Source organism: Lederbergia ruris, assembly GCF_018332955.1.
Taxonomy (GTDB): Bacteria; Bacillota; Bacilli; order Bacillales; family Bacillaceae_C; genus Lederbergia; species Lederbergia ruris.
The window spans coordinates 1-13,558 of the sequence record NZ_BORB01000065.1; the positions used below are offsets into that span (position 1 = coordinate 1).

Sequence of the window (13,558 nt, forward strand, 5' to 3'; positions counted from 1 at the left end):
TTTGGCTTCATTCATTAACTTACATCAGGCGCTTAGTGCCAATGGCAACTAAACATGCGTGACGTAAGCTGTATTTAAGTCAAGGGAAGCCCCCACCAAATCTTTGATTTGGTGGGGGAGGGTTCACAACACCTCTTTTCTTATTTATATGAAAAACTTAAGTAAAACTTATTATTTTTATATTTTTCATATAACTATCGTCATGATACCATAATTACATAAGAGAAAATAAATGTGAGACTCGTTTAATTATTTGTCCCGGGTATATAGGGAAGGAGGAGGTAGACATGCGAATAACGACTCCTATATGGATCGTTATAGTGATGATTTTACTTGTTGCATGCCAATCTGATTCAGATTATTCAGATCCCTTATCAGAAAAAGCAGAATCAAATACAGAGGAGGATATACCAATGAATCAAAATCAATTTATCTTAGCGGCAGAAAAAGGCGATGTAGAAGAGGTTTTGCGCCTTCTTGAAAAAGGTGTAGATATTGATGGGACTGATGAACAAGGAAGAACGGCGGTTGTGGCAGCGACTTATGGTAACCAGGTAGAGGTAGTAGAAGCGCTAATCGATAAAGGAGCGGATATTAATATTCGCGATAACCAGTTAAATAATGTGTTTTTATATGCTGGAGCATCAGGATATCTTGATATTGTCAAATTAGCGATTGAGGCAGGGGCTGATCCGACATTGACAAACAGATTTGGAGGAACGGCCCTAATCCCAGCAGCAGAACGTGGGCATGTAAAGGTTGTGAAAGAACTACTGACAAATTCTGATGTCGATGTAAATCATATCAATGATTTACAATGGACTGCATTAATGGAAGCGGTCATTTTAGGTGATGGAGGAAAGAATCATCAAGAAATCGTGCAATTGTTAGTGGACCATGGGGCAGATATACAAATTGGTGATGGCGATGGAATTACGCCATTGGAGCATGCACAAAGACTTGGATTCCGAGAAATCGAACAAATTTTAAAAAATGCAGCACAATAATGAATATAGTGCATAAACATTCGAAACAAAACAAGGAGCACCAATTAATTCACTTTCACAAGGAGGCAAAAATGGTGGATGATCGTTACGCAATTACAGAGGCAGAGAAGAAACAGGTGCTATCAACCTATTTTAAGCAAGGGATCGAGGGGCCACTTGATATATTTCCAAGTATGGAAAAACGAAAGGTAATTGTATTGCAAAATATTATAAGTCGCTTTGAACGGAATAAAATTTACACAGAAAAGGAGGTAAATGAGATATTAAAATCAATATATAGCGATTATGTAACCATCAGAAGATATCTCATTGAGTATGGTTTTATGCACCGTAGTAAGGATTGTACGACATATTGGCTATAAAGTGGGGAAATTATTAACTCTAGAATGCGGCTCTCATTAGTCGTTGGAGTTTTTGTTAAGGAGGAGCATATGAAATGTACAGCTGCACTGCATCAAATTGAGATAGCAGTGGAAACCATCATTAAAATCATCGGAACATTAACGGAAGACCTACACCCGAAAAACATTCGATCGGAGAACTATTAGAACATTTAGCCGTAATCTGTGAAGCAGATAGGCGTATAGCAAAGGCAGCAACAAAGGAAGAAATGGAAGAATTTTATTCCGACGTTTCCTATAAAGCATTGGCCTCCATTAAGGAAGGGTTACGTACAAATTTTAAAGCATTAAAAAATGAGTATCTGAATTTATCTGAGGAAGAACTTAAAATGGAAACGACCTCCTATTGGGGGGTGACGTACACGCGATATGAGTGGCTGTTAGAGATCTTAGCCCATATTTATCACCATCGGGGCCAATTACATGCCATGCTCGTTCACTGTTATCATCAAGATCCTAACATCTTGCTGTTTGAATAATGGTTCTCAAACTTGATCTAATGAGGAAAAACAAGGTGGTTAAATCATGAATATTGAATTAACAAGATTCAAAGTAAAAGATGGGAAATCTAAGTTAGTAGACGAATGGATGAAATTTTAAATGATCATATGAAAGAGGTTCTTCTCACATTAGAAGATGAAAAAATGTATGTAGAAACAATTTTTAGAGAAATTCTCGATGGACAGGAATATTTATATTGGTATTCGATCCAAGGAGATGCTGGTCAAGACGTTGAAGAATCTGATCATTGGGTTGATAAAAAGCATTTAGAGTTTTGGGAGGAATGCATAGACCCTACATTTAGACCTGTCGATCTAAATCCAGAGGTTGTAATGATACCTGAAAGAATCAAGGAAAGTTTCAGAGCCGATTGAAGGTAAGAGGCAAATGGCGCTTCATATGTTCTGCGTAAATGACAATCGAGGTGTTTCTATGGATGAATTATTATATGAAAAAGTTTTGAGGACGGATGAATGCAAGATTCACTATTGGATTTCCAAAAATCAGAGTAGCCCATGGCTAGTGTTCTTACATGGGGCTGGCGCTGATCATAATATGTTTGCTGAACAATTACAAACAGTAAGTAAAGATTTTAATGTTTTGCTTTGGGATGCAAGAGGTCATGGTTTATCGCGACCAATGGGAAACAAGTTTAGTATTACAGTGCTAATGGAAGATTTACTTGAAATACTGAATATAGAAAGTATTGATAAAGCCACATTTATAGGGCAATCAATGGGTGGCAACATCGCCCAGGAATTGGTATTTTATTATCCACATAAGGTCGAAAAATTGGTGTTGGTTGACTGTACTTGTAATACAATGAAATTAACTGGCTTTGAGAAATTAACGCTAAAATTAACCCCCTTTTTAATACGTTTATACCCATGGGACTACTTAGTTCGTGCAAGTGTAAAAGCAAGTGCTTTAAACTCGGAAGTACAAATTTATTTAGAAAAGTCATTCCATAAAATCGGCAAAAAGGATTTTATAAAAATATTTTTAGAAACGGCTGCATGCTTACATTATGAAGAAGGATATAAAATAAATAAACCGATTCTACTGGTTTATGGGGAAAGCGATCAAACAGGTAATATTAAAAAAATTGCTTCCTCATGGGCAGCAAATGAACCCTATTGCCATTTGGTTGAAATCCCAAATGCAAGTCATTGTTCCAATCAGGATAACCCTCTGGAATTTAACGCTGCCCTTATGGAGTTTTTAAAAAAGTTTATATAAGAGCGCTATCTTCGCTTGATTTGCACGGTATAGCTAGTAGAGTTTTTTGTATTTCCCAAAAACATATTCATCATTGCTTGGCGGGAACTCCTAGCATTTCCTGAACTGTGACCAATTTAAAATCATCTTTTCTTAGCTCATCAATGATAGTTGGCAACGCATGAATTGTCCCTGATAAATCCCCGCCGTCACCGGTGCCAGAATGTTGCAAAATGATCGATCCCGGTGTCACATTTACAAGAATATTGTTTGTTACCTGTTCTGCATCCAACCCCTTCCAGTCTAAAGAGTCCACATTCCAGTTCACGACTACTCTTTTCTGTGAAGCAAGCCATTCCAGCTGTTTTTCATTGATATTTCCGTATGGCGGTCTAACAATGGATGGCCTGAAGCCGGTATATGATTCGATTAATTCATCCGTTCTGCCTATCTGATTTTGAAAATCTGTATGACTGAGGGTTAAATAATCTGGGTGGTTATATGAATGATTCCCGATTGCATGCCCTTCCTGCACAATCCGTTTTACCACTTCGGGATATTTTTCAATACGATATCCTACAAGAAAAAAGGTGGCTTTAACGTCTTTTTGTTTTAAAATATCTAATATGATCGGTGTGAAAGTTTCATCTGGGGCATCATCAAAGGTCAAGGCGACTTCCCGTTTTGACTCCGGTCCCCTCATTAAAAAGGTGCTTTTATATTTATTTTTCAGTTTCGATAAATCAGATGGAGGATTTGCGTTTGAAAAAGCTTGTGCATTACCTAGCATAAAAATGTGATTTACCGGCATTTGACCGGTTAAAGAAACAGGACTGAAGCATAGAAATAGACATACCAACATCCACAGGTGTTTCATTTGACTAAAATACCCCCTTGTATTTTAAGGTTTATATAAACTATGGTTTGTAGTTAAACGCAAAATATGTAGTGTAAAAATGATTTGCGGTCAAATGTTATTATATGTGTAATTATGTAAAAAACACCGATGAAGTATTTGATGTTAACGGAAAAGGAAGATAATGGATGAAGGAGATTTATCGTCTTGAATGCAAAATGTATTAGATTCTACGAATTTGGTAGCCCAGAAGATGTATTAATGATTGAAGATAAAAGCATTGAACCTCTAAAAGAGCATGAAGTCCTTGTACGTATGTTGACACGACCCATTAATCCTTCTGATTTGATCCCGATCAGCGGGGCCTATGCTCATCGAATTTCGCTACCGACGATTCCTGGGTATGAAGGTGTGGGAATTGTCGAAAAGGTCGGTCCTTTCGTTTCTAAAAGTCTGATCGGTCAACGAGTTTTGCCTCTGCGTGGTGAAGGGACATGGCAAGAATTTGTGAAAACATCAGTCCAATTTGCTGTCCCCATCCCAGATTCTATCGATGATGTTACGGCGGCCCAATTGTATATTAATCCAGTTACAGCATGGGTGATTTGTAAGGAAGTTTTAAAACTAAAAGCGAATGATTATTTAGTAATGAATGCTGGTGGTTCTGCGATTGGGCATATTTTTGCCCAATTAGCGAAGGTTCTCGGATTTCGCCTGATTGCGGTGACGAGGAATGATACATACACAAACGATTTACTTGAACTAGGGGCTTCTCGTGTGATCGATACTTCGCAAATACCACTCTATGAAACCATCATGGATTTAACCAATGGCGTAGGGGCAAACGCTGCGATTGATTCGATCGGGGGTGCGGACGGGAATGATTTGGCCTTCTGTGTACGCCCTAATGGACAATTTCTCACCATTGGTCTTTTATCCGGGATCCAAGTCAATTGGGCAGATATTGTCAACAAAGCAAAAGTGAATGCGAATATGTTTCATTTACGTCATTGGAATCATAAGGTTTCGGTAGCTCAATGGCACAGAACTTTTAATCGTTTAATAAATCTCGTAGAAAATCAACAATTACGCTTAATGAAGGCTGATGCACAGTATGATTTGCTAGACGTAAAAAAGGCGATTGAAGCTGCAAATAATAGTAAAGGGAAGGTGTTTCTTACAAGCCGTTTTAAGTAACGAAAAATAGAGCATCCAAGTTGAAAAATACTCGTTTTTAGTAAATTTTATCCCGGAACCATCCGTAAAATCCTCACTAAAAGCAGTCTCTTATGCTACACTTATATTGTCAGAATTTAATGAATGATGATAGGAGGAGGACGAATGGGTTCAAGAATCATGCATTCAATTATCGGGCATAAAATAGCGGAAGCTTTATCGATAGAGGATAAAACATCCTTTTTGCTTGGAAGTGTGGCTCCAGACGCTGTTTTTTCACACGAGGAAAAAAACGCTTCCCACTTTTTTATAGGTGATGCCCTTGATTATTCAAGACATGTGGATGAACAAGGATTTTTACATAAGTATCGTTCACATCTAGAAAATAAAAATGATTATTTAATCGGGTATTATGCTCATTTAATTGCGGATGACATTTGGCTCAGAGGCTTTTATCTTTCCTGGTTAAGGAACAGAATGGATGCTATTGAAGGATTATACACGTTATACCATAATGATTTCCGCTTATTAAATGGGAAATTATTAGAACACTATAGTTTTACCAATGAATTGAGAAAAACGTTTAGTCATTTTCCTGCCATTTTAGATTTGGAAGAGGTGAAAGCCAAGGACGTTGAAAACTTCATCCCTTATGTATTGGGCGATATGGATTATGATCAGGAAGGTTTAAATGAAAACCTTAATGTTTTTACATTTGACCAGATCATTGGCTATATTGAGACATCGTTTGAAGTAGGGATAAATAAAATAAAGCCTCTACTTACTTAAGAGATTTTTAGTTGAAATTCTCTTGATCGAATACTACCATGTCTATACGTACAAAGTATATAAGCAAGTTGGAGGTCGTATGATGGAAAATACATTCAAAGCTTTAGTAATAGAGCAAGAAAATGAAGGTTTAAATTTAGAGGTCAAGGAAATGGAACCTTCTGATTTACCAGATGATGATGTCTTAATTAAAGTGAAATATAGCGGCATAAACTATAAAGATGGTCTTGCGGCTCACCCCGATGGGAAAATAGTGAATCAGTATCCGTTTATTCCAGGAATTGATTTAGCTGGAGAAGTCGTTTTGTCAAAAGATGAACGCTATAAAAAAGGGGACGCCGTTATCGTAACGAGTTATGAATTAGGCGTTTCCCACTTTGGCGGCTATAGTGAATATGCAAGTGTCCCTTCAGAATGGATCGTGCCGCTCCCAGCAGGCTTAACCTTAAGAGAAAGTATGATATTAGGAACAGCGGGTTTTACGGCTGCGTTATCCATTCAAAGACTAGAAGAGAACGGGCTGAATCCAGAACGTGGTTCCGTTCTTGTAACAGGTGCAACGGGGGGCGTAGGTAGTATTGCGATCGCTCTGTTGAAAAAGAAAGGGTATCATGTTGTAGCGAGCACGGGAAAATTATCTGAAGAAGCCTATCTACATCAGTTAGGTGCGGATGAAGTGATCGATAGAGAAGCTGTTTATAATGGTACGTTAAAAAATCTTAGCAAACAAAAATGGGCGGGAGCCATTGATCCGGTAGGTGGGGAACCGCTAGCCTCGCTTTTGAGCCAAATAAAATACCGCGGCAGTGTTGCTGTGAGTGGGTTAACAGCGGGAGTAAAAGTCCCAACAACCGTGTTTCCATTTATATTACGTGGTGTTTCGTTACTGGGAATTGATTCAGTATATTGCCCGATGGAAGAACGCAAAAATGTATGGGAACGTTTATCAACGGATTTAAAACCCAATAGGCTGAATGATTTTATCTTCAAGGAAGTTACATTAGAGGCATTGCCAGAACTGTTGCCTTCCGTTCTTAAGAGTCATCATCGAGGTAGAATTCTTGTCAATATAGATGACTAAGGTGTAGAAGTGAAACTACACGCACTTTTGCGATTGATTTAGGAGGGGGAAATGCGAGACATCCTTTTTGGGGCCTGGCTAAGCCCCGCTTATACTAGCGGTGGAGCCCAGCGCTTATTTTACCCTCCTAACAGTTGTAATACTAAGAGACTTTGGAGAGATAATAAAGGATGAAACAACCTTTGGGCATACCCAGGCACTAATCTAGATAAAATATCCAGTATGGGAAAGCAATCGTGTGAGAGTCCATCTATCGAAAAAATCATTCATTATACACCCTTGCATCTAAAAAAAGCAGCATTTTAATGCTATTACGATCTTCTTTACTTTTAAGGCACTTCCATGTATGCTTGATTATGTTTTGGAAGTATATATGATTCACATACTATCATGGCGTTTTTACATAAGGAGTATATCAATGACACAATTGAAAGAACAATGGACTTCAAAACTAGGCTTTATATTAGCTACTGCTGGTTCTGCCATAGGATTAGGCGCAATTTGGAAATTTCCGTATATAACGGGTGTTTCGGGTGGGGGAGCTTTTTTTCTCATCTTTTTAATTTTTACAATTTTCATTGGAATGCCGATCTTATTGGCAGAATTTATTATCGGGCGCGGATCACAGAAAGACGCCGTATCGGCTTATAAATTTTTTGCTCCAGGGTCTAGTTGGCATCTCATAGGGGTACTTGGAATGGTGACATGTTTCATCCTCTTATCTTTCTATAGCGTTGTTGGCGGATGGATCCTGATTTTCTTATACGAGACAATGGCTGGTCATTTAGCTGGACTTTCTGAGCAAATGTATGGAGATGTATTCAATAACTTGATTGCCAATCCCTCCTATGCCATTATGGCGCAATTTATTTTTATCATTATTACGATTGTTGTGGTAGCAAGAGGGGTGCAGAAAGGAATTGAACGGGCAAGCAAGATTATGATGCCTGCCCTGTTTATTGCTTTTCTTATTTTAATTATTCGTTCCTTAACATTGGATAATATTAGTGAAGGACTTTCCTTCTTTTTATATCCGGACTTTTCCAATCTATCATCAAAAACCATTTTATTTGCTCTTGGGCAATCTTTCTTTTCCATCAGTGTCGGGGTATCTGTTATGGTGACATACAGTTCGTATTTATCTAAACAAGAGGATCTTCCTAAATCTGCCTTTACCATCGTGATGATGAATGTTTTAATCTCGTTATTAGCAGGACTCGCCATTTTCCCGGCCGTATTTTCATTAGGATTTGAACCTACCGAAGGTCCCGGATTATTGTTTGTTGTTCTGCCAGCCGTATTCGATAAAATTCCGTTTGGCTCTCTCTTTTTGATTCTATTTTTAGTGTTATTTTTGTTTGCTACACTAACATCCGCATTCTCGATGCTAGAGATTATCGTCGCAGCAGTCACAAAAGGGGAACAGCGCAAACGCCAGAAGATCACATGGATAACTGGGATTTTGATTTTTATCGTTGGCATTCCTTCTGCATTATCTGCAGGAGTCATGAGTAACTTTACACTATTTGGAAAAACAATGTTTGATCTCTCTGATTATCTTGTTTCAAATATCTTAATGCCATTGGGTGCTTTGCTCATTTCTATTTTTGTTGGATTTAAAATCAACAGAAAAACATTATGGGAAGAAATAAGTTCCGGTTCCAGCTACGGTAAGAAAATATTTGCCGGATGGCTTTTACTAATAAAATATGTGGCGCCAATCGCCATCATTATTGTGTTTTTAGACGTAATTGGAGTATATAATCTGATTTTCTCCTTATTCCCTCGGTAATATGGCCGGGGGATAGTCTAATCTATAACCACATGTCTTTGATCCTGAAATGGCCGCTCAAATTACGGGAGCAAAGAAAAACATAATAAGTAGAACCATCTACTGCAAATACCGTTACACGCATAGCGACTAGCAAACATTGGCAAAATTTACCGTTTGAACCATTTGTTTATAAGAAAATGAAATGTTTCATTATGGCGTATAATGGTAAACCAAAGTATTGAACCACATACAATTGTTTGGACTCTTATTTCTCCTTCGAATAAAACCTGAATGGGAAGTATGCAGATTAAAAGTACGATTCCTGTCGATATTGCTAAAATCTCGATATAAAAACGTAATCTAAGAAGGTTCATGGAATACACCAACTTTAACTTGTACTTTAATTCTTAGTAGCGGGCCTCTAATAACAAAGGGGAGATTTAACTTTCTGTAAAATGAAAGGTGACTGAAATCTGATTTTGTATTTTGCTGAAAAAATTAGAACTTTTATCGTATTACAAAAATAATAAGCGGAGATCTTGCTTTTTGTTGAAAACAAAGATTACCTGACCCAAAACACAACTAAAAGGAAATATTCAACTTTATGGTAACGCTCTTTTCCTATATCGTCAACGGAGGAATACTTTGATAGGGGGAGTGGTGGGGTTGGATGTACGAAAAGTCGAGGGATCCTCGAAAACGTGTATCCAAAGTGGGGTTGGATGTACGAAAAGCCGAAGGATCCTCGAAAACGTGTATCCAAAGTGGGGTTGGATATACGAAAAGTCGAAGGATCCTCGAAAACGCGGATCCAAAGTGGAGTTGGATGCACGAAAAGCCGATAGATCCTCGAAAACGTGTATCCAAAGTGGGGTTGGATGCACGAAAAGTCGAGAGATCCTCGAAAACGTGTATCCAAAGTGGAGTTGGATCTACGAAAAGCCGAAGGATCCTCAAAAACGTAGATCCATATTGGAGTTGGATGTACGAAAAGTCGAGAGATCCTCGAAAACGTAGATCCAGAATCTATTATGACGCAGGTAAAGAATCCCCTGCTTTTTTAGGGGATATAGATTAAATACATAGTTTAGGAACTTTGCTAAGCAGCAATACTTCATGGTAAGGAATCCACAATTTCTAGGAAGTGTGGCCTTGGTTTAAGTATTACAAAGCGATTAACCGTAGCAATGAAGGGGCTCTATTCTGGATTCATCTTGTAAATATGGTCTTTGATTTCCTTATTCCAGGCTTTACGTTCTTCTTTAGTTACTAAATTAGAGATATAATCCGTTATCTCGATAAATTTTGGCTCGCTTGGATTTAAGCCACCAACTGTTTTGGACTCATCCGTTAAATTAACGGTCAGATAAAGAAAAACCCCATCTTGAGATTCTGTAGACACATCTTCTTTAAACTTCCAAAATTTATTTTGCTCAATAAGTTGTTTTGCCTTTGCTACTTCATCACTCGTGAGTTGGCTTTCAGATACGGGAGCATTATCACCAATCTTTAATTTATTTTCGGGCTCTGTATATAAAATAAGCTTGCCGTTTTCATAAAGGGCATAGTTACGTGAGTACATATTCCGAAATTCATCTGGTCCAGCAGGCGAATAAGTAAAGACAACAAATGGTCCATCTGTTGCATAATTCGTCTTCTGGCTACAGCTGGCTGTAAAACCAATAAAAAATATGATCGATACGAATAAACCCAGTTTCTTTTTCACGGATTCTCCCCCTAGATCATACAGAACTAAGTATAACTTATCCTTCTTGAGCACGTTTGTAAAGAGAGACTGAATATTCCCTTTACTTTACCATTCATGTAGTATATGTATGAAGAGAAGCACTTTTTAATGTTGATTTGGGCGGAAAAACGAAGGTAGTGGAAATAAGAATGAAAAAGGTTGTTTTTATTATAGTTACAGTAATGACATGACATTTTTTATTATTATGTTTTATTTCTTTCGGGATGCCAGTAGCATGGCTTACATTGTTACTCTATATGATTTCCTGGATTCCAGCCGGTGCACTAAATGTGCTTGTCTTTACAATGCTACAAAAAATAGCCTCCAAACATTTAATAGGTCGCATATTTACTGCAGCTACCAGTCTTTCAGCTATGGCTGCTCCTGTCGGCTCCTTGCTAGGTGGAAGTGTTGGTACATGGATCGGAAGCGTCCTCGTCGTTACTTGTTCGGGCATCATTGGTTTAATTGTTGCCCTATGTTGGCTATTAAATATGGAAGTTAGAAATCTTCCTCCAACAAAATCTTTAGATGAAAATAGTCTAGTCATTCAGGGGGCAGGATAACATGTATTTCTATACGAAAGCTGGCTATCGGATTGGTCCATTTTATCGGGGGGCCCTCATTTAAATTTTGATTGTAATCGCCGGAAATTAAATAGAAGAAACTGACTGAAGGAAAGGAGACATACAGAATCGTTCAGTCTATTTAGTAATTGTTTGAAAGTTTCCAAGGATGGGGATGAAAATGGAGAAAAAACAGTTATCTAATCGATTCAAAACCTTTGCTGAACGGGAATGTGCAGGTTCGAGTGAATTATACGAATATCTGGCAATGAAAATCGCTGACGATGATGACATGCTTGAACTAAGTTCATATACTCGGGAAGGGCAACCCATTCCAAACTTATTTTTCGGTGCTGTTCATTATCTTTTACTACAGGGAAAAGAACACACTGTTAGTAGTTTTTATCCGAGTATAGTGGATAAACCCAAAGCACTCAAAGAATCTTTTCCATATTTCAAAGATTTTTGTTTAACATATAGGGAGTCGATAATCCCTATATTGCGAGAAAAAATGGTTCAGACCAATGAAGTAAGACGTTGTGGATACCTCTATCCATGTTTCTCGCACATTTATCATAAAGCTAAAAAGCCATTAGCGTTAATTGAGATCGGAACAAGTGCGGGTTTTCAACTTTTGTGGGATAAATATTCCTACTCTTACAATACGGGTGAAATGTATGGAGATGATAAATCAGCTGTTCATATTCAATCCAAGATCATAGGGGAGAATAGGCCAACTTTTCCTAAAGTCAGTCCACCTGTTACGTACAGATATGGGCTTGATTTGCATATTAATGATCTTTCAAATAGTGAGGATGCATTATGGTTGAATGCTTTAATTTGGCCAGAGCATACAGAGAGAAGAGCATTATTTAGGCAGGCTTCAGCATGTGTTAGCAGGAATAGGGAGGAACTTCATTTAATAGAGGGGGATGGAATTGAACTGCTGCCCCGTATTATGGAGAAAATTCCAAATGATTCAGCGATATGTGTGTTCCATACGCATGTGGCTAATCAAATCCCCGTAGATCGTAAACGGCTTTTATTGGAGCATGTGAAGCGGTTTGGAAGTAAAAGAGATGTCTTTCACCTTTATAACAATATATGGGATAGCGACCTTCATCTCGATTCATTCGTAAAGGGGATGGAATATAACAAAGTCATCGCACAAACAGACGGACATGGAAGGTGGTTTAGGTGGAAACCATAATGCGAAATGCTCTACAAAAACTAGGCTGTAGGCGGTCAATCTTCCAAAATGCTTCGTTGTGCCCAAGATATTGAAAACAAAAGTATCCAAGAGGAATCATTTCACATTGGATGATTCCTAGAACAGAGGAAGCTTTTTATCATGTAGCTTCCTCTTCGGATGTAGCTTTAGAGGTATTTAACAACACGACTCCTAAAATAATGCAAACAACTCCGAGGATGACCCAGAAGCTAAGCGGGTCTGAAAAGACAAGAATGCCCAAAATAGCTGTTAGGGCTGTTCCGACCCCGACCATACGGCATATGCCAAACTGAGGGACATATAGGCGAGGGATTGACTCAAAAGATAGAAGGCTAGGCCATAGCCGAACACGACCCCGATGGAGGGAATGATATTGGAAAAGCCCTCTGACAGCTTTAAACATAATGTGGCAAGAACTTCTGAAACAATGGCAATACTTAATAAAATATATCCTTTCATATTCCTATACTCCTTTATTTAATAGTACGACGCCACCGATGATAAATAGAATGCCAATGGCTTTTTTAAAATGAATGGTTTCTTTGTAGAAGATTATTCCCACAAGGACGGTTAATGCGGTCCCAACACCTGCCCAAATGGCATAGGCAATTCCAAGTGGTAAGTTCTTTAATGAAAGAGATAATGCATAGAAGGCAATAGCATACCCAACCATGACACCGCTCGTTGGGAGCAAACGTTTAAAGCCATCCGTTAGTTTTAATAAAGAGCTGCCGGTGACTTCAGCGATCACCGCAATAGCAAGCCAAATATATCCCATTTATTTTTCCCCCATTATAAATTGTTTTAAATCTTGTAAAGTAGTATGTATTTCTTCTCTAGATGGTGGGGCCAGCATAAATAATTGATTGTAATATAAACCACCGTCCGGACGGTTCCACTTTAATATAAATAAAATAAAATGACAACCATACTAATGACATTATAAGCAGGAAAATGGGGATCAAAAGGTGAAGGTTATTTATATGTGATAAATTACAAGGAGCATTCCTGTAATGAAGAAATTTGAGGATTGAACAAAAAAGAGCCCTCTTGGTATAGTACAGGGTGTCATGATCATGACCCTGAAATTAAATAAATACCAAGGAGGACTCACCAATGAATTATAATCAAAATCACAAAATATCGCAAATCACACCGTCTACACTTGTAATAGGAGTAGATATTGCTAAAGACAAACATGTGGCACGAGC

General features: G+C 38.1%; 12 protein-coding genes and 3 pseudogenes. 11 read left to right on the plus strand and 4 right to left on the minus strand.

From position 1 onward, the window contains the following. Positions 1-413: 413 nt before the first annotated feature. The 5 genes and pseudogenes from KI363_RS20750 to KI363_RS20770 all read left to right on the plus strand — a co-directional run bounded on the left by KI363_RS20750 (position 414) and on the right by KI363_RS20770 (position 3,148). Positions 414-1,007, plus strand: coding sequence for an ankyrin repeat domain-containing protein (locus tag KI363_RS20750; RefSeq protein WP_158323233.1), 594 nt, complete (start codon positions 414-416; stop codon positions 1,005-1,007). Positions 1,008-1,081: 74 nt separating this feature from the next. After that, a complete protein-coding gene (locus tag KI363_RS20755) occupies positions 1,082-1,369 on the plus strand; it encodes a DUF2087 domain-containing protein (RefSeq protein ID WP_246516975.1) in 288 nt (95 codons plus the stop codon). A gap of 69 nt (positions 1,370-1,438) precedes the next feature. Then, positions 1,439-1,887, plus strand: a pseudogene (locus tag KI363_RS20760) (DinB family protein). 46 nt (positions 1,888-1,933) lie between these two features. Then, a pseudogene (locus KI363_RS20765) lies at positions 1,934-2,283 on the plus strand (DUF6176 family protein). A gap of 58 nt (positions 2,284-2,341) precedes the next feature. Beyond that, complete coding sequence (locus KI363_RS20770) at positions 2,342-3,148, plus strand: alpha/beta fold hydrolase (RefSeq protein ID WP_212967514.1); 807 nt, start codon at positions 2,342-2,344, stop codon at positions 3,146-3,148. 70 nt (positions 3,149-3,218) lie between these two features. On the opposite strand, the gene KI363_RS20775 is transcribed toward KI363_RS20770, so the two are convergent. Further along, positions 3,219-4,004, minus strand: coding sequence for a polysaccharide deacetylase family protein (locus tag KI363_RS20775; protein ID WP_246516976.1), 786 nt, complete (start codon positions 4,002-4,004; stop codon positions 3,219-3,221). Between the two features lie 240 nt (positions 4,005-4,244). Between KI363_RS20775 and KI363_RS20780 the strand changes: the two genes are divergently transcribed. From KI363_RS20780 to KI363_RS20795, 4 genes are all read left to right on the plus strand, one after another. After that, on the plus strand, positions 4,245-5,180 hold the full coding sequence (locus KI363_RS20780) for a zinc-dependent alcohol dehydrogenase family protein (protein ID WP_212967518.1): 936 nt from the start codon (positions 4,245-4,247) through the stop codon (positions 5,178-5,180). 144 nt (positions 5,181-5,324) lie between these two features. Next, positions 5,325-5,948 carry a zinc dependent phospholipase C family protein gene (locus KI363_RS20785; RefSeq protein WP_158323180.1) on the plus strand — a complete coding sequence of 208 codons (624 nt, stop codon included), beginning with the start codon at positions 5,325-5,327 and terminating at the stop codon, positions 5,946-5,948. Positions 5,949-6,030: 82 nt separating this feature from the next. Then, complete coding sequence (locus tag KI363_RS20790) at positions 6,031-7,029, plus strand: NADPH:quinone oxidoreductase family protein (protein WP_158323181.1); 999 nt, start codon at positions 6,031-6,033, stop codon at positions 7,027-7,029. Positions 7,030-7,447: 418 nt separating this feature from the next. Then, entirely contained in the window at positions 7,448-8,821 is a 1,374-nt protein-coding gene (locus tag KI363_RS20795; RefSeq protein WP_158323182.1) for a sodium-dependent transporter, read from the plus strand. Positions 8,822-10,001: 1,180 nt separating this feature from the next. Here KI363_RS20795 and KI363_RS20800 read toward each other — a convergent pair. After that, the gene (locus tag KI363_RS20800) at positions 10,002-10,529 is read right to left on the minus strand and encodes a hypothetical protein (RefSeq protein WP_212967515.1); all 528 of its coding nucleotides are present in this window, start codon (positions 10,527-10,529) and stop codon (positions 10,002-10,004) included. Between the two features lie 266 nt (positions 10,530-10,795). Here KI363_RS20800 and KI363_RS20805 point away from each other — a divergent pair, with 266 nt between their 5' ends. Further along, the gene (locus tag KI363_RS20805) at positions 10,796-11,116 is read left to right on the plus strand and encodes an MFS transporter (RefSeq protein WP_212967516.1); all 321 of its coding nucleotides are present in this window, start codon (positions 10,796-10,798) and stop codon (positions 11,114-11,116) included. Positions 11,117-11,297: 181 nt separating this feature from the next. Then, complete coding sequence (locus KI363_RS20810; protein WP_212967517.1) at positions 11,298-12,326, plus strand: DUF2332 domain-containing protein; 1,029 nt, start codon at positions 11,298-11,300, stop codon at positions 12,324-12,326. Positions 12,327-12,465: 139 nt separating this feature from the next. On the opposite strand, the pseudogene KI363_RS20815 reads toward KI363_RS20810, so the two are convergent. Both KI363_RS20815 and KI363_RS20820 read right to left on the minus strand, forming a co-directional pair. After that, positions 12,466-12,806: pseudogene (locus KI363_RS20815) on the minus strand (DMT family transporter). A gap of 4 nt (positions 12,807-12,810) precedes the next feature. Next, positions 12,811-13,125 carry a DMT family transporter gene (locus KI363_RS20820; RefSeq protein ID WP_158323187.1) on the minus strand — a complete coding sequence of 105 codons (315 nt, stop codon included), beginning with the start codon at positions 13,123-13,125 and terminating at the stop codon, positions 12,811-12,813. Positions 13,126-13,558: the final 433 nt, after the last annotated feature.

Excerpts from the sequence above, each read along its gene's own strand:
- KI363_RS20790 (WP_158323181.1), top strand. The coding sequence starts at position 6,031 with ATGGAAAATACATTCAAAGCTTTAGTAATAGAGCAAGAAAATGAAGGT.
- KI363_RS20820 (WP_158323187.1), bottom strand. The coding sequence starts at position 13,125 with ATGGGATATATTTGGCTTGCTATTGCGGTGATCGCTGAAGTCACCGGC.
- KI363_RS20780 (WP_212967518.1), top strand. The coding sequence starts at position 4,245 with ATGATTGAAGATAAAAGCATTGAACCTCTAAAAGAGCATGAAGTCCTT.
- KI363_RS20775 (WP_246516976.1), bottom strand. The coding sequence starts at position 4,004 with ATGAAACACCTGTGGATGTTGGTATGTCTATTTCTATGCTTCAGTCCT.
- KI363_RS20810 (WP_212967517.1), top strand. The coding sequence starts at position 11,298 with ATGGAGAAAAAACAGTTATCTAATCGATTCAAAACCTTTGCTGAACGG.
- KI363_RS20795 (WP_158323182.1), top strand. The coding sequence starts at position 7,448 with ATGACACAATTGAAAGAACAATGGACTTCAAAACTAGGCTTTATATTA.
- KI363_RS20750 (WP_158323233.1), top strand. The coding sequence starts at position 414 with ATGAATCAAAATCAATTTATCTTAGCGGCAGAAAAAGGCGATGTAGAA.
- KI363_RS20785 (WP_158323180.1), top strand. The coding sequence starts at position 5,325 with ATGGGTTCAAGAATCATGCATTCAATTATCGGGCATAAAATAGCGGAA.
- KI363_RS20770 (WP_212967514.1), top strand. The coding sequence starts at position 2,342 with ATGGATGAATTATTATATGAAAAAGTTTTGAGGACGGATGAATGCAAG.